Here is a 25,256-nt window from a genome sequence, read left to right as displayed (position 1 = left end):
TTTATTATCTACGCATTTTCGGATCAAATGCATCACGTAATCCATCACTAAATAGATAGAAGAATAAGATTAGTAAACTCAATACTAACGCTGGTATAAATAATTCATGCGGGTGGATGAGCAACATAGCTCTTCCTTCATTTACCAAGGAGCCCAATGATGTTCTTGGTGCAGGTACTCCAATACCAATAAAGCTTAAAAATGCTTCAAAGAATATTGCGTTAGGCACTGTAAACATTGAAGTGACTACAATAACACCTAACGTGTTAGGTAAAATATGTTTGAAAATCAGTTTAAATTTTGATGCACCTAATGTTTTTGAGGCCAATACAAATTCTTGGTTTTTCAACTTTAAAAATTCTCCACGCACGACACGACTCATACCAATCCATCCAGTAATAGCCATCGCTAAAATAATCGTCCAAATAGATGGTTCAAAGATCAGCACAAATAAAATCACAACGATAAGTGTTGGAATAGAAGCAACAACTTCTATTATACGTTGCATAACATTATCTATTCGTCCCCCAAAGAATCCTGATATAGCTCCGTATATGACGCCTATAAATATATCTAGTAAAGCAGCGACAACGCCAATAAATAATGATACTTGGGCACCTTGCCAAGTTCTTGACCATAAATCTCTACCTAATTGGTCTGTACCGAACCAGAAGTTCTCTTTAACTCCAGCTTCTTTATAAGCATCAACGCCTTGTGCACCCTCACCATCAAATGGTAAGAATGAAATTTGGTCTAGCACTGGTATCTTAGCCGGTAGATTACGACGCTCAACATCTTGTTCAGCATAATCATGTGAACTTAGCAGTGGCCCTATTAACGCTAATAACACAATAAAAATCAAACCAATCATCCCTACTACTGCGAGTTTATTGCGTTTCAATTGTGTCCATGCATCTTGCCAAAAGTTTTTACTCTCTCTTTGCATTTCAGGTTCTTTTTCAATATCATTGTTACTTCTAATAAAATCGGATGCTGGAATAGCTTCAGAGGTAGTAGTCATCACTGCATTTGAATGATCATCATTTAATTTTTCATCTCTTTTATCAGCCATTATTTTTTACCCCCTTGTACACGTATACGTGGATCAATAACACCATATAATATGTCTACAAGGAAAATGGAAACAATAAATAGTGTACTGAATAAAATCGTCGTTGCCATGATAACTGGGAAATCATTTGTTGTTATTGATCTAACGAATTGGTCCCCTAAACCAGGCACACCAAAGATATTTTCAATTGTTAATGTACCTGTCAGAATACTCGCTAACATAGGCACAATAATTGTTATAACTGGAATTAATGCATTCCTTAATGCATGCCCAAATAGCACTCTCATTGTTGAATTACCTTTGGCACGTGCTAACAAGATATAATCTGAACTTAATACTTCAATCATTTCCGCTCTTATGTATCTAGCCACGGTTGCCAGTACTGCTGCAGATAAAGCTAGTGAAGGTAACACTGCTGTTGATAGCCCTTCCCAACCCGCAACAGGAAACCATTGTAGTCTTACCGAAAAGACATACTGCAATAATACTGCTAATACAAATGATGGTACTGAAACCGCAATAACCGAAATCACTGTTGCAGAATAATCCACCCAGGTGTTTTGCCGCACTGCTGCTATGACCCCCAAAATCAAACCTAGTATTACACCGATAACCATCGCTGTCATCCCCATCTCGAACGACGGTAATAACCTCGGTTTTATTAAGTCCCAAACAGGTTGATTGTCATATTGGAATGAATTACCAAAGTCCCCCGTAACAACATTCTTTAAATAACTGGCATACTGTACAGGTACCGGATCATTCAGACCATATTTTTCATTTAAAATTTGTTTCTGCTCTTCATTTAATTTTTCATCATTAAATGGCGAACCTGGCATTAACTTCATTAAGAAAAACGTGATCGTTATGATTATGAATAATGACAAAATCATATACCCTAAACGCTTCATAATATACTTAAGCATATTTTATCCCCCTTTAATTTCAGAATAAACATTCCCTTCAAAATATTCAGAAATATTTAATAACATTATACTTTTAGTTCATATTTTAATCAACATTGTTTTACTTTACATTATTAAAGTAATCATTTTTTAAATAATTTTATAAATCTTATAAGTATTGTTATAAAAGAAATTCCATCAATTATTATTCATTTCCAAGTAATTTTAAGTTACAATAAATTTATTAATTAAAGGAGACAAAATAATGAAAAACATAACTTCTATATTAGGTTGGGCGCTTTTAACACCAATTCTATCTTTGCTATTTTGGTTTTTTGTTTCGCATACTTTGATATACTTCATTAATATTTTCTTCTATATATCGATTTCGTTAACTATATTCTTTTTTATTATTATTATTGTGCAAGAAGGTATTTTCGATCCTACGAGTTATGGCTTTAGGCGATTAAAATATCAACTTTCTAGTAAAAAACACAAAGATACCATGGAAAATGATGAATTTTTTAAACCTAAACAAGTTAAAAAGGATGACTATTTTGTATCTTCATGGGTAAAGATTGCATTTAGTTTTAATTTATTTTATTTAATACTCACAATTGTCATATCATTTTCAATTTAAAATCTGACCTAATTAGTTAATTTAATTAAAATAGTAATACCTTTTTATATAATTTGTAATACTGTCAACCATTGAAACAAAATTTAGTCCGAGACACCTACTTATGTCTCGGACTAATGCGTTATAATATCACTAAATGATTATAGTTTTACTGCTAGTTAGCTTTGCTAAAAATAGATTAATACAATTAAATCATTTTAGCTAAAATTGATTTCTTGCTCTCTTTTTCCATTATTGTGTTTCAATGTTTGGGTTACAAAACAAAGCATAATATAACAACACAAAGCCTATTAAAACAACGATTGCAACGTATACCGACATCATCCATGGTAAAACAAAAGCCCCTATAATCAACCCAGAACGTGCTAATAAGTTACCACCATAAAATGAAATCATACCAAATGTATTATATGTACTTCGTTTATCATCTGGTATCATTAAAAACCTTTGTGCGTTTTGTATAGGCGAATATATCAATTCTCCTAGTGTGGCAATAACTGAGAATAAGCATAAAATCCAAAATGAACTCGCAGATGTCAACACACTATAACCAATGGTATATAATATAATACCTAAAATAAATGCAATTCTTTTGGATGTTGATTCCACGATTCTATTTACTGTAAAAGTTAAAGTAGCTACAACAAGTGTGTTGATTATCATAATAACAGTAAACATTCTCACTCCATCTATGTAAAACCCAAAAAAGCTTAATGGTTCAAAATCAGACTTCAATCTAACCACAACATAAGAATTCAAACTTAATTCCGCCATAATTACTAACATGAAACCTAAATTTAGCATCATAAAATATTTATCTTTTATAACTGTATGATAACTATTAATAAAATCTTTAAATTTTGATGTTAATTCTTCTTTTTGCTTATAAACTTGCTCTACATCGTAGTATTTCTCAAAAAGGTACCAACTTATGAGCATTGCTAAGAAAAATATCATAAATAATAATCGTTTATGACCTAAATAGAGTAAAGCACCTAGCACCATACCAATTGCTGTACTAATATTAAACATCCAATAATTTAGTTGATAAACGTATTCACGAACTTCTTCATAAATTGCATCCATAATTGCTGCCTCAAAAATAGGTTCGCTCGCAGCAAACATAATTTCAAAAATAAAAACTGTTATACAAAAAATAACTAATCCTATACCGTCCATAGTAACGGTTATACTTAAAATAATGAGACAAATTGCATAAAGAAAATGAATATAATTTACTACTTTCTTCCTGTTATAATTATCCCCTATATACCCACCAATGAAAGACACAATAAAACTTACAATAAGATTTGTTATTAAGAAAACACCCGCAAACACTGCATTCACTTTACTAGTTAAATATAATGCCAAAAAAGGTAAAATTGCTTGGCTCGCAATGATTAAGATAAAATCAGCTAAAAGTCGTGTTTTTAATGTTGTAGATAGTGTCAAAAATCTTTTCATCTTGTGTCCCCTTTTTTAATTATATGAATGCTCACTATTATACATTAAATATATAATATGAATAGATGATTACTAAATATATTATATTTTTAAATACTAATATTGCCAATAAGCAAATGTTTTAACTCTTTAAATTTTCATAACATTTTATTTGCTTATATAAGTATAATATATAGTAATAAGTGGCGTTCATAAATATTAGACTGCTTATTTTGAATAAAAATCAAATAGATATTAAATTTTCCGGTAAACTTTTGAAATATCTCCGAACACAAAAATAAACCAAACACTAAAAACATAGCGTTTGGTTTATTTTTTATTTATAACTTAACCGTATAAAATACTATACAATTTTAGTCATTAAATTTTTTCAATACAATTACTGCATTATGTCCGCCGAAACCTAAACTGTTACTCATTGCATAAGTAATATCTAAATCTTCTGCTTGGTTAGGGACGATATCTAAATCACACTCCGGATCTGGTGTGTTTGCATTAATTGTAGGTGCAATGCGACTATCTCTAATTGAAAGAGCAGAAAAGATTGCCTCAATACCACCTGTTGCACCAAGTAAATGGCCTGTCATTGATTTAGTTGAACTTACTTTTAATGTAGAAGCAGCTTCACCAAATGTATTTTTTATAGCTTGGATTTCAGTCAAGTCACCTACTGGCGTACTTGTACCATGCGCATTAAGATATTGAACATCTTTAGCTTCAATACCAGCATCATCCATAGCAGCTTGCATAGCACGAGAACCACCTTCACCTTGTGGTGCTGGAGCTGTAATATGATATGCATCTCCCGTTGAGCCATATCCTACAATTTCTGCATATATTTGGGCACCGCGTGCTTGCGCTGATTCTAAAGATTCTAATACTACAATACCAGCGCCTTCACCCATGATGAACCCATCACGGCCTTCTTGGAAAGGACGGCATGCTGTTTCTTTATCAACGTTTGTAGATAATGCACGACTAGCACTAAAGCCTGCGATTGCCATATGTGTAATTGGCGCTTCAGCTCCACCCGTAACCATTGCATCTGCATCGCCACGTTGAATAATCTTAAACGCTTCTCCAATTGAGTTCGTACCAGTTGCACAAGCTGTTACCGTCGAACCGTTTGGCCCTTTGGCACCAATATCAATAGATACTTGACCAGTAGCCATATCAGGTATTAGCATGGGTACAAAAAATGGGCTCACTTTTCTTGGACCACGATTAATTAATTGGCTATGAGAAATTTCAAATGTTTCCATACCGCCAATCCCTGAACCAATCCATACTCCAATTCTATTAGCATTATTCTCATTAATTTCAAGTTTAGCATCTTGAACCGCTTCTCTAGCAGCTACTACCGCATATTGCGTGAAACGATCCATTCTGCGTGCTTCTTTTTTCGAAATATGGTCTTCTATATTAAAATCTTTTAATTCTCCAGCTAAATGAACACTGTAATCTGTTGTGTCTACTCTTGTAATATTATCAATACCACTAACACCTTTTAATGCGTTATCCCACGATGTTTTAGCATCGTTGCCTAGAGGTGATAATGCGCCAACTCCTGTTATTACAACACGCTGTTCTTTGCTCATAATTTATCCTCCTATTTTCCCCATCTTAGTGTGATAGCGCCCCATGTTAAGCCGCCACCAAAACCGACTAATACAAGGACATCGTCATCTTTAATTTTGCCGTTTTCTAATTCTTGACCGATACTTAATGGAATAGATGCTGCTGACGTATTTCCGAATCTATCTACAGAAACACTCATTTTTTCTTTGGGAATACCCAAACGCTCTCTAGCAGACTCCATTATTCTAATGTTTGCTTGGTGTGGTACAAACATGTCAACATCATCAGGTGTTAAATTTGCTTTAGCCACCGCGTTTGTTGACGCTTCTCCCATGATTCTTACAGCAAACTTAAATACTTCACGACCGTTCATAAATATTTTGCCATTTTCTGGGTTTAAAAATAAGTGTTTTGCTCCTGAGCCATCTGAACCTAGTTCATAACTTAAAATACCGCGCCCTTCTGATACTTCACTAATAACTACTGCGCCAGCACCGTCTCCGAATAAAATAGCTGTTGAACGATCTGTAAAGTCAGTGATTTTAGATAATTTATCTACGCCGACAACTAATATATTTTTATAATCACCAGATTGTACAAATTGTTTTGCATTAATCATTGCATACATAAAACCACTGCATGCTGCAAGTTGATCCATGGAAGCAACTTTCCCCACGCCTAATTTTTCTTGTAAAATATTAGCTACTGTTGGAAAAGGAAAATCACCAGTCGATGTCGCTACAATAATCATGTCGATTTCTGAAGCTTCAATCCCTGCATCTTTGATTGCTTTTAAGCTCGCTTGATAAGCCATGTCAGAAGTTTCTTCATTTTCATCTGCCCATCTACGCTCTTTAATACCAGTCATTTGTGAAATCCACTCATCTGAAGTTTCTAAAAATGATTCAAAATAGGTATTTTTAACAACTTTTTCAGGTGCGTATGCACCAAAACCTTTAATACCCACATCCATGGTTGTACACCTTCTTAATCTTAATTTTTATTTGAATTAAACTTTTAATACCAGGTATTAATTTAACATAATACACATTTCAAATACAAGAACAACACATCGAAATTTTAAATATTACTTCTCTCTATACAAACTACACTTAATTATTTATAATGAAGTTATATATATTATATTGGAGGCATTACATAATGAAATACCTCGCAGTTTTATTTTGGTCTATTGTTTTATTACAAATGATTAATTTCGTACTTAATAGCTTGAATGGTGGCGGTGAACTTAACTATGTAACACCAATCTTTGGAGCGATTGCTTTTACAATTATTATCGCTTTATTTGATATGATGATCAAACCTAGTAAACATGAGGCCAAAGAACATCACTAAATATGGCGCAGGACAATAATCTTATGATTCCATTGTCTCATTCCGTCAAAGATTACTATAACATTAAACAAGTCCAAGACATTTATATGTCTTGGACTTGTTTTTTTTATATAAAAATGGGAACGCCTCAGAAAACAAATGCTTACTTTGCTTTCAATTACGCGTTCCCCACTAAATTATTTTAATTAAAGAAATTGTATTCTATATTAATAGTATTTGTTAAATTGCTTCGGGTTTATTTTCAGAAAATGTTAAACCATCATCAGTCAACTCTATATCAATAGTTGTACCTTCAGGTAAATTTTCTCTTATCATTTTACGTGCCAATGGCGTTTCAATTTGTCTTTGGATAAAACGTTTCAATGGTCTTGCACCGAACTGTGGTTCATAAGCTTCTTCACCTAACCAAGCCTTCGCCTCTTCTGACACATTGATTGAAATACGTTGTCCCATTAATCTTATATTTAACTCTGTTAATAATTTATCAACAATTAAACTCATGTCATTAATAGATAACGGTTTGAATAAAACAATGTCATCCATACGGTTAATGATTTCAGGTTTGAAATATTGATTTAAACTATTCATCACAGCTTTTTCTGTTGTTTCAGTTATCACACCTGAGTCTTTAACATTTTCTAATAATATTTGCGAACCTATATTACTAGTCATTATAATAATTGTATTTTTAAAGTCTACTTCACGCCCTTTAGAATCCGTCAAGCGACCTTCTTCAAGTATTTGTAATAATACGTTAAATACATCACTGTGAGCTTTTTCAATTTCATCTAATAAAATTACAGAATATGGATTACGGCGAACTGATTCAGTTAATTGACCACCTTCGTCATGACCTACATAACCTGGAGGCGCCCCAATTAGTCGAGAGACAGAATGTTTCTCCATATACTCACTCATATCAATGCGAATCATGTGTTTCTCTGAATCAAATAATGTTGATGCTAATGATTTAGCTAATTCTGTTTTACCTACACCTGTAGGACCTAGGAATAAGAAGCTACCAATAGGTCTGTTAGGATCCTTGATTCCTGCACGTGCTCTTACAACTGCATCAGAAACTAAATCTACTGCTTTATCTTGTCCTACAACACGTTCATGCAATATATCTGATAGATTTAACAGTTTCTCTCTTTCAGTTTCAACAAGTTTCGAAACTGGAATACCTGTCCATGAACTAACAATATCTCCAATCTCTTCATCAGAAACAATTTCACGAATAATACGTTCATTATCTCCATTTTGTTCATTTTGGAATGCATCCTCTAATTCGCGTAATTCTTTTTCTAATTCAGGAATTGTACCATGTTGTAATTCAGCTGCTCTTTCTAAGTTGTAATTATTTTCAGCATCTTCTAATGCCTTTCTGTTTTCATCTAATTCCGTACGTTTTTCTTGTAACTTAGCAATTTTTTCTTTCTCTTCTTCAACACGAGATTGAATTGCGTTTTGTTTTTCTTTTTCATTAGATAATTCTTGTTGTAACTCTTGTAAACGCTGTTTACTTGCATTATCGGATTCATTTTTCAATGCGCTTTCTTCTATTTCTAATTGCATTACACGACGATTAACTTGGTCTAATTCTGTTGGGTTGGACCCCATTTCAGTTCTGATTGTCGCGCACGCTTGGTCAACTAAATCGATTGCTTTATCTGGAAGAAAGCGATCTGTGATATAACGGTCTGAAAGTTCTGCGGCTGCTACTAACGCCTTATCTTGTATACGTACACCATGATAAACTTCATAGCGTTCTTTCAAACCACGTAAGATTGAAATTGTGTCTTCTACATCTGGTTCTGATACATTTACTTTTTGGAAACGACGTTCTAAAGCTGAATCTTTTTCAATATATTCTCTATATTCATTTAGTGTTGTAGCCCCAATACAGTGCAATTCACCTCTAGCAAGCATAGGTTTCAACATGTTACCAGCATCCATTGCACCTTCAGTTTTACCAGCACCTACAAGCATATGAATTTCATCTATAAATAATAAGATTCTACCATCTGAATCTTTCACTTCTTTCAAGACTGCTTTCAGTCGCTCTTCAAATTCACCACGATATTTTGCACCTGCAACAAGTGCACTTAAGTCTAATTCAAATATCGTTTTATCTAATAATGACTCAGGTACGTCTTTTCTAACAATTCTCTGCGCTAAACCTTCAACAATAGCTGTTTTACCTACACCTGGTTCACCGATAAGCACAGGATTGTTTTTTGTTTTTCTACTTAAAATTCTTACGGTATTTCTTATTTCTTCGTCACGTCCAATCACTGGATCCATATTACCTTGACGAACTTCTTCAACTAAATCTCTACCATATTTTTCTAATGCTTCATAATTTGCCTCTGGATTTTGTGTCGTCACATGGTTTCCCCCTCTTATTTTTTTAATAATTTCTACGATAATTTCTTTTTTATTATCTACGTATTGTTTTGTTGTATCATCAACATCCATTGCAGCTAATATGATATGTTCCATTGAAATGTATTCATCTTCATATGATTTCATATATGATTCTGAACTATTGAATAATTCATTTGCTTTTGGACTGATATATTGTCCGTATTGAACGTTATCTCCTTGTACGGTTGGATAGTTTTTCAATTTATTAGTATATGCATTGCTTAAATGTTCAGTATCAATATTAGCTCTTTCTAACACACTTTTAAATAAACTTTCGCTTTCTTCAAGCGCTGCTTTTAATACAGCTTCAATTTCTATATTTTGGTTTTCATTTGCTTTTGCTAATTCAACAGCTTTTTGTAAAGCTCCTTGAACAGCATAGGTCATTTGATTAATATCCAAAATGATTCACCTCACCATTTAGTATTTGATCAAACGTCATTAAGTTTGACTTTGACTTTCTTTGACCTTAAGTTAATTATAATCCTTTCAATGTTACTTTTCAACACTTATGATTATAATCCTTAAATTTTTTTAACATTATTAAAGCTTGTTATATTAATGTTTTCCCCATTATTTAAATTAAATAAACACCCCTTTACCTCCATAATTTTTACAAAATTATATCATTAACTATTTTATTATTAATAAAGTACTTAACGTTTTAGTAGTATTTTAATAAGTTTTAATTTAATGAATAATTAAAACTTAAAAAAGCGAGAACACACTATTCCATTTTTAAAAATGAATAGATATTCTCGCCAAGCTATGCTAGTAAACTAGCTTTAAAATTGAAATGAGAAGTTATTACTTACTAACTTCAAATAATAATTCTTTATAATAGATTCAACCAACCCTACTGTCATTCTCTTTTGTATAGTCATGCAAACTCTATTTATCTTTTTTAGGAGTAATATGTTTTAATATTTCATCTATCATTGCTTTGATACCCGCATTTTCTAAATGTATACCATCAGGTGCAAAATATTCTGAATGACCTTCAGATCTTTTGTACCAATCAATTAAAGTAACATTATCATGTTCTTTGGCAACGTCCGACATCAACTCATTAACGTGACTTTCATAACTTCTAGGTACTCGAGTATTCACTAAATATACTTGAGCATCACCGAATTTTTTAATTAATTCATTTAATTGTTCTTCAGAAAAATCTCCATTTGTTCCCAACTCTAAGATAACTTGGTCTGACTTTTGATTATAGTTTTGATATTTTTGATCAACTAATGGTGCCGCTTCATATAAATTCCTACCAACTTGGCCATCAATATTAGCATGTGGCACTTTCATTTTAAAACTTTCCCCAATATCAACCATTACAGAATCTCCAATTAGCAATGGTTTTAAATCTGTATACACTTCATTATCCTTATCTTTTTTAGAGTCAGAACCTCCTAAAAAGTTAACATCATCAACTGGAATTGGTCTGACCAAATATTTATCTATTTCATTCGTATTGTACGATGTTGCTTTGTGATTTATATCATTTTTCCCTAGTTTGTCAAAGCTGCCTACAAAGACAAATATTGCAGGCAATAAAAATAAAATTAACACGATTGATCTAATTACTGCCTGTTTATTTCCACGTGAGATACTAAATGCTCTTATGCCTTGTTTTCTAAACGGCGTCTCTATATAACGATAAGATATTTCTGCCAACACAATAGTTAAAATAATATCAATAACATAAACATAAGCAGGTAATTGACCATCTACATAATATGAATGTATAAAGCTAATTACAGGGAAATGCCATAAATATAAACTATAAGAACGTTCCCCTATGTATATAAATAACGGGTTACCTAATATTTTAGCAAAATAACCAGATGGATGTACTGCGCTAATAATTACAAATAACGTCAGTAAAGAAATTAAATAAAAACCACCATGATATATCCAATTACTATTATCATTCACTTTAAAGAACAGCATTAACAATAGTGCGATGGCAACAACGCCTATGCTATCAATGATAGTTCTCAATATATAGTTTGGATTTCTCTTTAATTTAAACGGAGGCCAAACAAATGCAAAAATCACACCTAATAACATGGTCTGTAACCGTGTATCAGTGCCAAAATAAACGCGTGAATGTCCTGTTTGATATTGGCTTATAATAATCATTGCTAATAAAGAAATCAAAGAGATTATCCAAAACACTAAAGTTACATTTCGATATTTCTTTATTGTGAGCAGTAATAAAATAAATACGATAGGAAAAATAATATAGAATTGCTCTTCAATTGCAAGTGACCATAAATGTTTTAATGGCATAAAAGCAAACTGTTCAAAATAATTAACATCTGTTGCTATATACCACCAATTCGAAACATAAAAAACAGCTGCAAACACATCTTGTTTAATATTTACAATTTCACCAGGTTTAAATATTAACGTTGCTACCGTTACTACTATCACGAGGACTAACATGGCTGGAATTAATCTTCTAATACGCCTTAACCAAAATTGTTTTAAATTAATAATACCCGTGGACTCATATTCAAAAAGTAATAAGCTAGTAATCAAATATCCAGAGATCACAAAGAATGTATCTACACCTAAAAAGCCACCAGTTAACCATTGTTTGTTTAAGTGATAGATTATAATACCGATCACCGCAATTGCTCGCAATCCATCTATGCCTGGCATATAGCGCGTGCTATACTTTAACTGCTTATTCTTATTTAAATTATTGTTCATTTCTATTCATTCTTTCATCCCCAAAATAAATTATTTCATATTACTCCTTATCATTCACCCAATCATTGTAATACTTCTGTAATATAACTGCAATTATTTTAATGAATTGCACTACAGAAAAAATATATTTTTAAATACTACACCCCCTAAATTTCCAGATAAAAAATAGCCCAATGTACAATTAAGTACATCAGACTATTTTATAGTTGCTATTTAATTTGTTTAGCCAATACCTAAAGCAATTTTAGCGTAACGAGACATCATTTCTTTGCCCCATGGTGGACTCCAAACAATATTCACTTCTGTATCTGAAATCTCTGGAATTTCTGCTAATACCATTTTAACTTGGTTTACTATTTGAGGGCCCATTGGACATCCCATAGATGTTAATGTCATCTCTACAGTACATAAACCTTCGTCATCTACATCTACATTATATATTAAACCTAAGTTTACAATATCAATACCTAACTCAGGGTCAATAACCATTTCCAAAGCATTTAATATGCTATCTTTTAATCCTTCATCCATACATTTCACCTCTTCGTAATTAATCATACTAACAATATATCAAATATCTTACAAAACGCCAATAAAATGCTATGATATTCATACGTCAATTATTAAACATTAAGGAGAATTCAATGGAACCTTATTTAATTTGTCTAGATTTAGACGGAACACTTTTAAATGATGAAAAAGAAATCACACCTTATACAAAACAAGTATTAACTAAATTACAAAATCAAGGGCATAAATTAATGATTGCTACTGGTAGACCATATAGAGCTAGCCAAATTTATTACCATGAACTAAATATGGACACGCCGGTTGTGAATTTTAATGGTGCATTCGTACATCATCCTAAAGATGATCAATTTGAAATAAAACATGATGTATTAGATTTAGACCTATCTAAAAATATTATAAAAAGTTTGAATGATTATGGTGTATCTAATATTATTGCAGAAGTCAAAGACTACGTATTTATTAATAACTATGATCAAAGATTATTCGATGGCTTTTCAATGGGTAATCCAAAAGTAGAAACTGGAGATTTACTAACTTCATTAACTGAATCCCCTACATCCATTTTAGTTGAAGCAGAAGAATTCATGATTCCTAGGGTTAAACAAATGTTAACACGCTTTTACGCAGAAAATATAGAACACCGTAGATGGGGATCACCATTTCCAGTCATCGAAATTGTTAAACAAGGGATTAGCAAAGCACGTGGTATAGATTACGTAAAGACTCATTTGGATATCGACAGAAATCATATTATCGCGTTCGGTGATGAAGATAATGATTTAGAAATGATTAAATATGCTAAATATGGTATTGCCATGGACAATGGCTTGGACGAACTTAAACATGTTGCAAATCAAGTTACATATTCTAATAATGATGATGGTATTGGACGCTATTTAAATGATTATTTCCAATTAAATATGCCTTATGAAGAAACTATAAAATCTCAAATTTAATTTAGGATTTTAATTTAAGGAGGCCTTATATTATGACTAAAATTGTAGTCGTTGGTGCAGTTGCTGGAGGTGCAACTGTATCTAGTCAAATAAGAAGATTAGATCAAGAAAGCGAAATTGTTGTTTTCGAAAAAGATCGTGACATGAGTTTCGCTAACTGTGCGTTACCTTACTATTTAGGCAATGTCGTAGATTCACGCGATAAAGTTCTTGAAGCAACGCCAGAAGCTTTTTATGATTCCAAAAATATAATTGTAAAAACGTATCACGAAGTGACATCTATCAATGATGATTCACAAACGATTACAGTTTACAATCGCGTAAATAATACTTCGTTTGAAGAACACTATGATACTTTAATATTAAGTCCTGGCTGTAGTGCAAATTCGTTAAACTTAAATAGTCCTATAGCATTTACATTAAGAAATATGGAAGATACAGATGCAATTGAGACTTTTATTGAACAACAAAATGTAAATAAAGCGCTTGTTGTAGGTACGGGTTATATAGGCTTAGAAATTCTAGACAACCTTTATGAACGGGGTATCACGCCTACCCTAATCCATCGCTCAACGCACATTAATAAATTGATGGATCAAGACATGAACCAAGCGATTATTGATGAAATGGATAAACGTCATATCCCATATCGCTTTAATGAAGAAATAACAAAAGTAGATGGTAACGAAGTATATTTCTCCTCTGGTAAAGTAGAAACATTTGATTTAATTGTCGAAGGTGTAGGCGTAAAACCAAATTCAGAGTTTATCAAATCATCGAATATTACTTTAGACGACAAAGGTTATATCCCTGTTAATGACCAATTTCAGACTAATATATCAAATATATATGCGCTTGGTGATATCATAACATCACGTTACAGACACGTTGATTTAAATGCACACGTGCCTCTTGCATGGGGAGCACATCGTGGCGCAAGTGTCATTGCTGAACAATTGGCAGGTAATCCTAGTGTGAAATTTAAAGGATTTTTAGGTTCAAACATCGTAAAATTCTTCGATTATACCTTTGCTAGTGTAGGTTTATCGCCACAAGAATTAGAACATTTTGATTATGGAATAGTCGAAGTTAATCAAGGGGAACATGCGGGATATTACCCTGGAAATAAAAAATTACACTTACGCGTTTATTTTGACAAAGCTAACAGACGTATTATTCGTGCTGCTGCAGTTGGAGAAAAAGGTGTAGACAAACGTATCGATGTCTTATCGATGGCAATGATGCAAGTTAACAATTGATGAACTGACAGAATTTGAAGTTGCTTATGCACCACCTTATAGCAGACCTAAAGATATCATTAATATGATAGGCTATAAAGCTCGAAATAAATAAAATCAACTTTATTTTACTAACACGAAAACAATAAGAGGCTATGACAATGAAGTCATAGCCTCTTTTATATAACTTATAAACCAAACATTTGTGTAATTGGCCCCATCGGTAAAATAATACCAATAATGATAGTCAGGATGATAACTACAACAGTAGTCCATAACAAACTATGACTTGGTTGGCCTTTTTTACGTTTAGTAATTGTCACTTCCATCAATGCAACGACTGCTACACCGCAAATCATTTTCAATGTCAGTAACATATGTCCACCTGCGTTATCAGATGAGAATGATTGAATCCATACCCAAAAACCTGAAATTAACACAAGTAACATAAATAATCTTAAAACCATATGAATTGGTTTAAAATAAGGTGAAGCACCTTGTTTTTCAGAAAAGTTAAAGTAAGCTGCAAAAAATAAAATAATTAATAATACCCAACTTGCTATATGCATATGTAACATATAATATAACCCCCACACATTTTTCACTTCAAAAGTATATAAAACAGAAGTATATTGTAGTCTTTTAATTATAAAATCAAAAGATTACTTACCTTATCATACTTAAAATCACTTAATTTTTCAAAAAGAATTCTATATAACTCTACTAAAGAGTAAGTAAAAAGAGCGGGATACAAATCAAAATTTAATTTTTGATACATATACCCGCACTTTATATTATCTTAATATTTTTATTTATCAGCAATAAAATTAGTTAATGTACCAATATTATCGATAGTAACTTTAACCTCATCACCTGGTTGTAAAAATTTAGGTGGATTCATACCTGCACCAACGCCTGCTGGTGTACCAGTCGCAATAATATCCCCTGGATGTAGTGCCACAAATTTAGAAATTTCTTCTATCAATTCATCTATTTTAAGAATCATTTGACCTGTATTACCATCTTGACGGATTTCATTGTTTACTTTCGTAACAATGTTCACATCTTCTGGTGTAGGTAATTCATCTTTTGTAACAATATAAGGACCTATCGGGCAACCACCAGTTAAACTTTTAGATAAGAATGCTTGGTCTTGTTCATTCTGAGCTTTACGGTCTGTAATATCATTAATAATAGTATAACCATATACGTAATCTAGTGCTAAACCTTTAGGAATTTTTTCACCAGATTTACCGATTACAATACCAAGTTCACCTTCGTAATCTAACTGTTCAGTAATATCTTTATGGTTAGGTATCGTGCTATTATCACCAGTTAATGACGAAGCAGCTTTTGTAAACACATATAATCGTTGAACTTCGTGATTTAGCTCACTAGCATGATCCTGATAATTACGTCCAAAGGCGATCACATTATTTGTTGGCGTAACTGGCGGTAAAAACTCTATTTCACTAAATAGTACTTTATAATCGTCACCTTTGCCACTATCTTCTGCTGCAACAACAGCTTTACGAACTTGTTCTTGAAAATCGACAACTTGGTTTTGTTGAAGTCCGTTTAATAATGTTTTCGGGTGGAATTCGCCTTCAGCAAAATCTGCAAAAACTTTTTTCAAGTCCCATGCAGCCTCTTCACGTTTAACTTTCACACCATAAGATGTCTGTCCTTCATGTCTGAATGATAGGAATTTCATTCAATATCAGCTCCTCATCTATATCTTATTACATATTATAACTATATTTACCCATAAATAACAAATAAATAACTAGCGCTTACAAAAATTCTCCTGAACTCAATGAAAACGCATTTATTTGTTGCATGTAAAATTTGATTACAGCTTCAACTTATTATTTTTCCTTTTAAATATTAGAAAACAATTTTTAAAATTAACAAGTGAGAGTAGAACAGTAATCTAATTTATTTAAGGTAAGTGACCTTTCGCCATATCCATTCAAATGGTCCCATTTTAAAATATTTTAAATAGAAGTAACAGCCTGCAAGTTGTAGGCCATAAACAAGTAATGCAATGGTATAAGATTGGTATAGTGACAATTGGTTATATAAACCTCCCCCTATACCTAAAAATACAATTGATAAGACAATGCTCTGGGTTAAATATACAGATAGACTTAATTTACCTGGATATGTAAATACTTTGAGCACCTTTGCAAGATGTGCACTTTGGTACATAGCAATAAAAATTAATATATAGCCAGCAGCAACAATTGGGCCCCCAACAATATTGATATTTTGGTACGCACTATTTGAGAAATCAAGTGCAAAAGGTATTTTAACTATATAACCTGTAATAAGGCATATTATTCCCCATTTAATTGCACTTTGTTTTCGTAATTGAATTTTCTTAACTAGTTTTAGTTTTTGTGCAGCTATACCTAAGAGAATGTACGGTAAAAATTCCAAATAGGCAGATCCTGTCACAACATCTAGCACATTATATAAATTTTCTAGTGCGTTTATTTTCAGAAATTCAGTATAAAGTCCTTGTTGTTTAATTTCTATCAATTTAGCTAAGGATACACCACTAAAATTATGCTGGGTATATGGATCATTTAATAAAGAAAATACTACAAATGGTATAACTAGCAATAAAATTTTTAGGATAAACAAGATAATTGCTGCTTTTATTAAACGCTTGGCTTTAGATTTAATAAACAACACCGCTATTAACCCTGTATATGCATAGCCAAATAAGATATCTCCTGAAAACACAAAAAATCCATGTAACACACCCATAATCATAAGAAAAATTAATCTTCTAAGTATTATTGGGTAATAGTTAATACCTTTCATCTGACAATTGTCGTACATAATGCTCAAGCCATAACCAAATAAAAACGTAAAAATTGGGTAAAATGAACCAATAATTAATAAAGTAATTCCATGTAATAAAGTAGCATCGAACCCGTGCACAACATCAGACAATACGCTCTCCTCATACGGAAAACTAAAAACTAATATATTCATTAAAATAATACCTAGCAAACTTAATCCACGTAATGCATCTATTTCATATAACCTTTGCTGCGATGACACAACAAGCACCCCTTATAGTCTAGTTTTATTCATCAATAGAAAGTTGTCCAAATTTAAAGAAATATAAATAGCCTTTAACATTTGTTTTCAGTATAGTTTCTAAAGTGTTTCGATAGTATTCCATTTGAACCTTATAGCGTTCTCTTAGCTGTGCACCTATTGCTTCGTCTGACATATTACGACGTCTATTAAAGGCATCTGTCTTATAATCTACAAAGTAATATTGGCCATCCTTCTCAAATATAAGGTCAATCATACCTTGTATAATAGAAGCATCTTCTTCCATATTTTCAATACGATCTACTTTAGCTTGATTGACGACAAAGGGTAACTCACGATATATACGTTCACTCATAGCAATCGTTGAATATAATTCACTTTCAATAAACTGATAAATATCTTCAAGTCGAACATCGTTTTTAGCATCTTCGTCAATAATATGCTTGTCTATTAACTGATTGATAAGTACATCCACATCACTACGAGACAGCCCTTCTTTTTTAAACGGTAAATGTTGCATTACCGTATGCATAAGCGTACCAATTTCATTTGCTTTTCGTTTCGTAGTATGGCTTAAAAATCCTGGTCTATCATATGAAGCTGAGCCAATTCGGTATTGTCTAACTCTATCGTAGTTAGTGTCAGCTTGTTCTGTTTCAAGTTGTCGTTTCAGTTCTGATACGGATTGTTTTGATGGCTTTTCAATCGCTACTTGATGTGGGTATTTAAAACTTAATTGTTTATGAATCTGCGCCTTAAGCTCATCATTATTAGTCTGAGCAGACTGTATATCCACTAACGTACGTTGTTCACTTTCAGCTATAACGATTTCTGATGCTATATCTTCATAGAAGTCTGTTTTCAACTGTACAAAAGGCTTCATTGAGTCATCAATGTCATTGATTGTTGCTTCAAACCGTAATTCTTTTGGCAGCGATGTAGATTGATATTTAGCCAATATTGGATAAATCATATCAATTGGTCGTTGCGCGGTTAAACGATAACTCACGGGTAAATGCGTCTGCGACACTGAAACCTGTTCAAATTGCGTTAATTCTTTTTCGTCTTTTACGCGCCCTATTAAAAACAATTGTTCTTTAGCACGTGTCAATGCAACGTAGATTAACCTCATTTCTTCTGATACCATTTCTTTTTCGGCTATCGCTTTATACGTAACGGAGGATAACGATGGATAAGACAAGCGACTATCAACATCATAATAGGTCATACCCAAACCATAGCTTTGATTTAAGATTACTGGTCTGTGTAAATCATCTCTTCTAAAACGTCTTGATAATCCAGAATAAATGACGAATGGGAATTCTAACCCTTTACTACTATGAATGGTCATCATTCGCACAACGTCATCATTTGGTCCGACAATATTTTCTTCACCAAAATCTTTACCTCGCTCGATCAATTCATCTATAAAACGAATAAATTGATATAATCCACGGAAACTAGAATTTTCAAATTCTACTGCTTTATTGAACAGTCCGTATAAATTTGCACGTCTACCTTTACCACCAATGATGCCACTAAAATATTGAATAACATAATGATCATTATAAAACTTATCAATTAATTGATAGACAGGATGACTTTGGCTATAGTGTTGATACATTTCAATATCTTTCAAGAATGATTCGAGTTTAACGACTAATTTTTTATTAGCAGCGTTGTTGGCTATATAGTGCTGTATCGATTGATAAAAATAATCATCATTTGGACTAAATACTCTGATATTTGATAACTCATCCTCAGTAAATTGATAAATTACAGAACGCATAAGCCCAACTAAATAAATATCTTGTAAAGGATTATCTACTGTTCTTAAGAAAGATAATATGAGTTGAACTTCAGTCTGTTCAAAGTATCCCTCTTTACTATTTACATGAAAGGGAATGTTATGATCTTTAAACGCTTGTTGTATCTTGCGTGCCTGGCCATAAGAACGTTCTAAAATGACAATATCTTTATAACTTGGTTTACGATACTGCTCAGTTGTCATATCATAAATCTCATGTTCTGACATAATCTTTTCCACTTGTTGAACAATATATTCTGCTTCTTGTTCTGAACCATTTAAGTCCGAAGAAGCATCTTCAACTAACATGTTCAACTGGACATTATGTGGCTCATTATCGAAAGTAGCACCATAATAAAGTTGGGCAGCATCGTCATAGACGATTTCTCCAACCGCTTCATCCATCATATGCTTAAATAAATAGTTCGTTGTAGTCAAAACTTCTTTTCTAGAACGGAAATTTTGCGATAAATCAATACGCATACCATTCTCTGAACCATCTAATGTAAAACGATTATACTTCCCTATAAATAAACTAGGATCTGCTTGCCTAAATTTATAAATAGATTGTTTAACGTCACCTACCATAAATAAATTTCCATCTGTCTCGTTACCCCGTTTAATACATGCAATAATTTGCTCTTGTACACGGTTGGTATCTTGGTATTCATCGACAAGTATTTCTTTGAACTGTTCACGATACATATCAGCAATATCTGATGGTGTACCATCTTCGTTCATCAATACGCGCAATGCAAAATGTTCATAATCTGAAAAATCGAGTAGGTTTCTACTACGCTTCTTCTGATTAAATAGCTCAATTACATCCCCTGTTATTTGTGCTAAATATGCTACTCTAGGCGCTAAGCGCTGCATATCTATTTTTAAATCTTCAGCATTACGTGAAAAATAATCTTCTTGTACCTTAGTCACCAATGCTTTGTATTGATCGTAGTGTTTTTTTCCATCATCGTATGCATCTAACATCATTTCATTGGCTTCTTTTATTTTTTTATTCTTAGCTGGAAAACGTGCTTCAAACTGGTGTTCTGCAATAACTTGTGTGTTTAACGTACCACCTTCCATTGCTTGAGCAATAAAACGACGCTCTTTTTCTAACACTTCAACTTGCTTATCTACTTCTTCAAGCATCATGAATAAATCATAACTTTTATTCAACGCTTCTAATGCAGAATTCATAAAAATCATAGCTAAATCATTTAATAATTTTAATAAATCTGCTTGCTTTGTAACATCATCATATGGTGCTGATAGCTGATTCAACCAAGCTGTTGGATTTGGATTTGCCACACTAAAATAAAACATTTCTTTAACAGTGTTACGCAGTTGATTATCATTACGATCTGAAGATAATTGTTCAGTTAGATCAATAAAATTAGGATCAAGTTGGTCGTAATGTTTTTCTAACACTTCATCTATTGTCTGTTCAAGTAGCAGTATATTTTCAGCTTCGCTACTTGTTCTAAAGTTAGGATCAATATCTAGTACATCATAGTGGTGTTGAATTAATTTTAAACAAAAACTATGTAACGTAGAAATTTGTGCTTGATGTATCTTCACACGCTGATTCTTTAAATGTGTATTGTTTGGGTCCTCATTTGAGGCTTCTTGAATCCTTTGGTCTACACGGTGTTTCATTTCTCTCGCACTTGCATTCGTAAATGTAACAACAAGCAGTTTATCCACATCAATTTCATCTTTAATAATACGTTGTATAATGCGCTCTACCAATACGGCAGTTTTACCAGAACCTGCGGCAGCCGCAACAAGTATATCCTGACCTTTTGCATAAATACTCTTCCATTGGTTATCTGTCCATCTCGTATTCTCAGGTTTCACTGGTATTTGACTCATTCTCCATCGTCCTCACTTTCTAAAACTACATTTTGCACTGCTTCTAATGGATCAATAGATTCGTCAACTGTACGATAGCGTTTACTATCTATCATACCGTCTACATGACAGACTGATTTATAGCTACAAAAATCACACGGTAAAGTCTGATTGTATTTCATTGGTGCCACTTCTGTATGTCCATCCATGATATTTGATGCCGTTTCAATAAAGTTTTGTTTATTATGATGAATTAATTTGTAAATGGTGTCCTCGTCTGCAACCTTACTATTACTCTTAATACCGCCATCCTTTTTCATTCCTAAAGGCACAATATCAGAATTATAACTTGGCTCCAGTCTAGTATCAAAAGCATCTAATACTGATTTATCACTATTTAGTAAGCCGCTCAATTTGAATGACTGGATAAATTCAGAGTCTCTTTTTTCTTCCGACAATTGATTCCATGCTAGTTTAATGCGCGGTTCATGTACATGAAAGTATAATAGCCCACCAGGCTTAGTTAGTTCTGTTAATCCTAGACGTGATTTATTTTGAAGTACGATATCCATATATGTCATCATTTGCATTTGCATACCATAATAAACTTTTGTTAAATCCAACGTACCACTATATTTAGATGACTTATAGTCAATAATATTTACAAAACTCTCTTCCCCATTTTTATACGTATCTATCCTATCAATTTGTCCACGTATATTTATAGGTATACCTTGTTTTGTATGTAACGGTTCAGCTAATAATTCACTATTATCTCTTGGTTTTCTTCTAAAACCAGCTTCAAATCGTTGTGGTGTAAATTTAGTATAATTACCTTGATATTTTAATGCCGTTAAAGTCGTTTCTACAATTGCACCAATACGTTGAGATAAATAACGGTAATAAGCTGTTGAATTTAATAAGTTGAATTGGACTTCAGGCAATATTTCACTTAATGCTTCAACTGTTAGCTTATGAATTTTTTTGGGGTCTAAATTCTTAAAATCACCATTTACTTTTTCTGAGATAAATTTCAACACTTGATGGAAGATATCTCCTAAATCAAAGTTTTCTAACTTGTATTTTGTACGTTCATTTAAACGTAAACCATGTGATGCAAAGTGTTTAAATGGACAAGCTTGATAGCCTTCAAATCTAGAAACACTTGCGTTAATCGTAGAACCATACAATTCTTTAGATAATGATTCGTTTAATTGAACCGTTTCATTATCATAAGTTAAAGCAGTTAATAAGTAGTCTAAACCATCATTTAAGCTTTCATCGTCTCGCATCACTTGATATGTATCTAACCAAGTTTCTGCAACAATTTCATCATCTAACCAAGCTTTTAACGATTCAAATAAAGCAATTTTAGTTTGATGTGGATGTTCCATTAAAGTAAGTGGTTGTGCTTGATGCTGATGATTTATATTTTGAATTTCTAGATTAGTAAATAATTGTTGAATTTGGTTTAAAAATGGACTCGGTTCTTTTTGATCTCCACTAGAACCCATAAGCGAATATGAAAACGTAACCTGTTTACAACTACGCGTCATTGCGATATAACATACAAATGCTTCATCCATTTGCAATATATCCGCTGTAGGACTTAATTCTATAGAGGATTGTTCTTGGAAATATTTCTTCTCGTCGTCTGTAATTAAACTTGAAGATGAAACGGTTTGTGGTATAACACCATCATTCGCTCCTACTAGATATACATGTTGTTTGTTATCTACTTTTGCTAAATCCATAGTACCAATACTTACCTGATCAAGCGTTTGAGGAATCATAACAAATTCTAATTGTTCTAAGCCAATATCAAACAATTCAAGAAAACGCGATTTAGACATTGTTTGCTCACCAAATACCGTAACTAAGTCGTCCAACGTTTGAATAAAGCCATGCCATATCTGGTCAATTTCCTCAGCAGCTCTATGTTGACCGTTAAAATCTAACGTATCACGTTCAGTCATTAATTGGCTTGGTAAGTCGAATGCTTCCATCGATTCGTAGAAAGCAGTGGCAAATTCAATAGCTGTAGTTGCACGGTTCATACTTTCTTCAAATAACATCACTTTATTGATAACATCTGTTTTCATTTGAATAACACGCTCAAAGGTCTCGCGTTCTTCATCTGATAATGGTTGACGTTTTAGCCCCATTTTTCTAAATTGCTCAATATCAAAATATTTTTCATCCAACCAGCGTTTGCCATAAATACCACGTTCTAGAACGAAATTTTCTAATATATCTATCAAGTAATTACTATCTTTAAATTTCTTCGATAGAATATCTGTTTTAAAGAGTCGCATAAGCGGATCAAAATTCCAATTGGTCTGTATTACTTCAATCAGTGATCTTATCATTTCCATTATAGGATGATGTGTCATTGACGGCTTCACATCGATGTTATACGGTATGCCGAATTGTGGCAAGATTGATTCCATGAGATAGGCATAAGCTTCATCTCTATATAAAATTGCTATATCTTGAAATCTATAACCTTTCTCACGTGTTTCTCTTAAAATACGGCGAGCAACTTCATTTATTTCTTCTCTCATCCCACTCGCTTCTAAAATCGCTATATCGCCATTTGCAACTGTAGGCTCAAATTGTAATGCATTAAAATTACGTTCTAGGTTGGCTAGGTCAGCATTATCAAAGCGATATACTTCGTCAAAACGCTTCGTATGTAATTGTATATTGAGATCGTTCGCAATTTCTTCTATGTGTGTCAGTGATTCCGAAGGTTTTCTAAATAAACTAAACATATCTTTATCACCATCAGTTGTTAATACGACCGTAACTTTTTTAGCGTATTTAACCAAACTACGGATAATTTGATATTCTAATGTCGAGAAGTTATGAAAGCCATCAATATAAATTTCCGCTCGTTTTAACCATTCAGATTGATCCATCATCGTAATGAATCTTTGTAAACTATCTTCAGTGGATACATATGTGCCGTCAATTCTATCTTCTAAATGTTTATAAACTAAGGCAATATCTTGTAATTTATGCTTTGTTCTTGTTTGTAAGTCATTTTCTGAAATATAATCACTTAATTGTTGAGGCGTTACTGCATATTTTTTAAAATCTTGTATTTGTTCATAGAGCTTTTCACTGAATCCATAATACTTAACTTGAGAACGATATAGTTTCAATTCTGATTGATGTTGTTGTATGATGTCATAAATCATCATTTCAGTGCCTGCTTTAGATAAGTGTTGTTCTATCAAACCACCAACTTCCTGGAACACACGATAACTTAATCGTTCAAAGTGTAAAACTTCTGTTCTCAAACTACCATTTAATGATTCATCGCTTACGAATGATTGTTCAAGCTGAAAAGTATTTTGTGTAGGCGCAATTAAGACAATAGGATCGCCTAATGGATCTTCTCGCATTGCTGTTTTAATTTCTTCAATTATTGTTTTCGATTTACCTGTGCCTGCTCTGCCGATATATGCATTTAATTCCATGGTTTACGCCAACTCCTTTGACTCACATTTTAACATATATATGGTTGTGTATAACTATTCTTACACCTTGAATGTCGAACAAATTAAAATATGACTTTACTATAAATTTAATGATGTGTTTGTAGTTTATAATAAAAAGAGGCCCGA

Annotated in this window: 16 protein-coding genes and 1 pseudogene; 4 read left to right on the top strand and 13 right to left on the bottom strand. The window is 32.6% G+C overall.

Going from position 1 to position 25,256, the window contains the following annotated elements; genetic code table 11:
• Positions 1–4: 4 nt before the first annotated feature.
• Together opp3C and opp3b are read right to left on the bottom strand one after the other, a co-directional pair.
• A complete protein-coding gene (opp3C, locus tag BTM19_RS09835) occupies positions 5–1,072 on the bottom strand; it encodes an oligopeptide ABC transporter permease (protein ID WP_042362992.1) in 1,068 nt (355 codons plus the stop codon).
• Positions 1,072–1,998, bottom strand: coding sequence for an oligopeptide ABC transporter permease (opp3b, locus tag BTM19_RS09830; protein WP_017722312.1), 927 nt, complete (start codon positions 1,996–1,998; stop codon positions 1,072–1,074). The genes opp3C and opp3b overlap by 1 nt, the downstream gene beginning before the upstream one ends.
• 244 nt (positions 1,999–2,242) lie before the next feature.
• Here opp3b and BTM19_RS09825 point away from each other — a divergent pair, with 244 nt between their 5' ends.
• Positions 2,243–2,617 carry a DUF3899 domain-containing protein gene (locus tag BTM19_RS09825; RefSeq protein WP_029379156.1) on the top strand — a complete coding sequence of 125 codons (375 nt, stop codon included), beginning with the start codon at positions 2,243–2,245 and terminating at the stop codon, positions 2,615–2,617.
• 231 nt (positions 2,618–2,848) lie between these two features.
• Here the strand turns inward: BTM19_RS09825 and BTM19_RS09820 are convergent, their stop codons facing one another.
• The 3 genes from BTM19_RS09820 to BTM19_RS09810 form a co-directional block, all read right to left on the bottom strand.
• Positions 2,849–4,081 (bottom strand): MFS transporter, encoded by a 1,233-nt coding sequence (locus BTM19_RS09820; RefSeq protein WP_058626074.1) that lies wholly within the window; start codon positions 4,079–4,081, stop codon positions 2,849–2,851.
• A 353-nt stretch (positions 4,082–4,434) separates the two neighbouring features.
• Entirely contained in the window at positions 4,435–5,679 is a 1,245-nt protein-coding gene (fabF, locus tag BTM19_RS09815) for a beta-ketoacyl-ACP synthase II (protein WP_058626073.1), read from the bottom strand.
• A gap of 11 nt (positions 5,680–5,690) precedes the next feature.
• Entirely contained in the window at positions 5,691–6,632 is a 942-nt protein-coding gene (locus tag BTM19_RS09810; RefSeq protein WP_029379159.1) for a beta-ketoacyl-ACP synthase III, read from the bottom strand.
• Positions 6,633–6,820: 188 nt separating this feature from the next.
• On the opposite strand from BTM19_RS09810, the gene BTM19_RS09805 reads away from it, so the two are divergent.
• Positions 6,821–7,015, top strand: coding sequence for a YjzD family protein (locus BTM19_RS09805; protein ID WP_029379160.1), 195 nt, complete (start codon positions 6,821–6,823; stop codon positions 7,013–7,015).
• Positions 7,016–7,234: 219 nt separating this feature from the next.
• Here BTM19_RS09805 and clpB read toward each other — a convergent pair whose 3' ends face one another.
• From clpB to BTM19_RS09790, 3 genes are all read right to left on the bottom strand, one after another.
• On the bottom strand, positions 7,235–9,844 hold the full coding sequence (clpB, locus tag BTM19_RS09800) for an ATP-dependent chaperone ClpB (protein WP_029379161.1): 2,610 nt from the start codon (positions 9,842–9,844) through the stop codon (positions 7,235–7,237).
• Positions 9,845–10,333: 489 nt separating this feature from the next.
• The gene (locus BTM19_RS09795) at positions 10,334–12,163 is read right to left on the bottom strand and encodes an acyltransferase family protein (protein ID WP_029379162.1); all 1,830 of its coding nucleotides are present in this window, start codon (positions 12,161–12,163) and stop codon (positions 10,334–10,336) included.
• 222 nt (positions 12,164–12,385) lie between these two features.
• Positions 12,386–12,694 (bottom strand): metal-sulfur cluster assembly factor, encoded by a 309-nt coding sequence (locus tag BTM19_RS09790; protein WP_017722322.1) that lies wholly within the window; start codon positions 12,692–12,694, stop codon positions 12,386–12,388.
• 113 nt (positions 12,695–12,807) lie between these two features.
• Here BTM19_RS09790 and BTM19_RS09785 point away from each other — a divergent pair, with 113 nt between their 5' ends.
• The gene (locus BTM19_RS09785) at positions 12,808–13,650 is read left to right on the top strand and encodes a Cof-type HAD-IIB family hydrolase (RefSeq protein WP_029379163.1); all 843 of its coding nucleotides are present in this window, start codon (positions 12,808–12,810) and stop codon (positions 13,648–13,650) included.
• Between the two features lie 32 nt (positions 13,651–13,682).
• Positions 13,683–15,003, top strand: a pseudogene (locus tag BTM19_RS09780) (CoA-disulfide reductase).
• A gap of 73 nt (positions 15,004–15,076) precedes the next feature.
• Here BTM19_RS09780 and BTM19_RS09775 read toward each other — a convergent pair.
• The 5 genes from BTM19_RS09775 to addB all read right to left on the bottom strand — a co-directional run bounded on the left by BTM19_RS09775 (position 15,077) and on the right by addB (position 25,109).
• Complete coding sequence (locus BTM19_RS09775) at positions 15,077–15,466, bottom strand: YisL family protein (RefSeq protein WP_029379165.1); 390 nt, start codon at positions 15,464–15,466, stop codon at positions 15,077–15,079.
• Between the two features lie 230 nt (positions 15,467–15,696).
• The gene (locus BTM19_RS09770; RefSeq protein WP_029379166.1) at positions 15,697–16,602 is read right to left on the bottom strand and encodes a fumarylacetoacetate hydrolase family protein; all 906 of its coding nucleotides are present in this window, start codon (positions 16,600–16,602) and stop codon (positions 15,697–15,699) included.
• A gap of 224 nt (positions 16,603–16,826) precedes the next feature.
• The gene (locus BTM19_RS09765; RefSeq protein WP_099265848.1) at positions 16,827–17,963 is read right to left on the bottom strand and encodes a DUF418 domain-containing protein; all 1,137 of its coding nucleotides are present in this window, start codon (positions 17,961–17,963) and stop codon (positions 16,827–16,829) included.
• A gap of 25 nt (positions 17,964–17,988) precedes the next feature.
• The gene (gene addA / locus BTM19_RS09760; RefSeq protein ID WP_099265847.1) at positions 17,989–21,645 is read right to left on the bottom strand and encodes a helicase-exonuclease AddAB subunit AddA; all 3,657 of its coding nucleotides are present in this window, start codon (positions 21,643–21,645) and stop codon (positions 17,989–17,991) included.
• Positions 21,642–25,109 carry a helicase-exonuclease AddAB subunit AddB gene (addB, locus tag BTM19_RS09755; RefSeq protein ID WP_038678224.1) on the bottom strand — a complete coding sequence of 1,156 codons (3,468 nt, stop codon included), beginning with the start codon at positions 25,107–25,109 and terminating at the stop codon, positions 21,642–21,644. The genes addA and addB overlap by 4 nt, the downstream gene beginning before the upstream one ends.
• Between the last annotated feature and the right edge of the window lie 147 nt (positions 25,110–25,256).

Source organism: Staphylococcus xylosus (assembly GCF_002732165.1).
In the GTDB taxonomy this organism is placed as follows: Bacteria; Bacillota; Bacilli; order Staphylococcales; family Staphylococcaceae; genus Staphylococcus; species Staphylococcus xylosus.
The sequence above is the reverse complement of the archived record's forward strand: the minus strand, read 5'-3'. Positions and strand labels throughout refer to the sequence as shown.

Bases quoted from the DNA above. Each gene is read 5' to 3' on its own strand.
- BTM19_RS09790 (WP_017722322.1), bottom strand. From the start codon at position 12,694: ATGGATGAAGGATTAAAAGATAGCATATTAAATGCTTTGGAAATGGTT.
- BTM19_RS09770 (WP_029379166.1), bottom strand. From the start codon at position 16,602: ATGAAATTCCTATCATTCAGACATGAAGGACAGACATCTTATGGTGTG.
- BTM19_RS09805 (WP_029379160.1), top strand. From the start codon at position 6,821: ATGAAATACCTCGCAGTTTTATTTTGGTCTATTGTTTTATTACAAATG.
- addA (WP_099265847.1), bottom strand. From the start codon at position 21,645: ATGAGTCAAATACCAGTGAAACCTGAGAATACGAGATGGACAGATAAC.
- opp3C (WP_042362992.1), bottom strand. From the start codon at position 1,072: ATGGCTGATAAAAGAGATGAAAAATTAAATGATGATCATTCAAATGCA.
- BTM19_RS09810 (WP_029379159.1), bottom strand. From the start codon at position 6,632: ATGGATGTGGGTATTAAAGGTTTTGGTGCATACGCACCTGAAAAAGTT.
- BTM19_RS09825 (WP_029379156.1), top strand. From the start codon at position 2,243: ATGAAAAACATAACTTCTATATTAGGTTGGGCGCTTTTAACACCAATT.
- fabF (WP_058626073.1), bottom strand. From the start codon at position 5,679: ATGAGCAAAGAACAGCGTGTTGTAATAACAGGAGTTGGCGCATTATCA.
- BTM19_RS09820 (WP_058626074.1), bottom strand. From the start codon at position 4,081: ATGAAAAGATTTTTGACACTATCTACAACATTAAAAACACGACTTTTA.
- opp3b (WP_017722312.1), bottom strand. From the start codon at position 1,998: ATGCTTAAGTATATTATGAAGCGTTTAGGGTATATGATTTTGTCATTA.
- BTM19_RS09795 (WP_029379162.1), bottom strand. From the start codon at position 12,163: ATGAACAATAATTTAAATAAGAATAAGCAGTTAAAGTATAGCACGCGC.
- BTM19_RS09785 (WP_029379163.1), top strand. From the start codon at position 12,808: ATGGAACCTTATTTAATTTGTCTAGATTTAGACGGAACACTTTTAAAT.
- addB (WP_038678224.1), bottom strand. From the start codon at position 25,109: ATGGAATTAAATGCATATATCGGCAGAGCAGGCACAGGTAAATCGAAA.
- BTM19_RS09775 (WP_029379165.1), bottom strand. From the start codon at position 15,466: ATGTTACATATGCATATAGCAAGTTGGGTATTATTAATTATTTTATTT.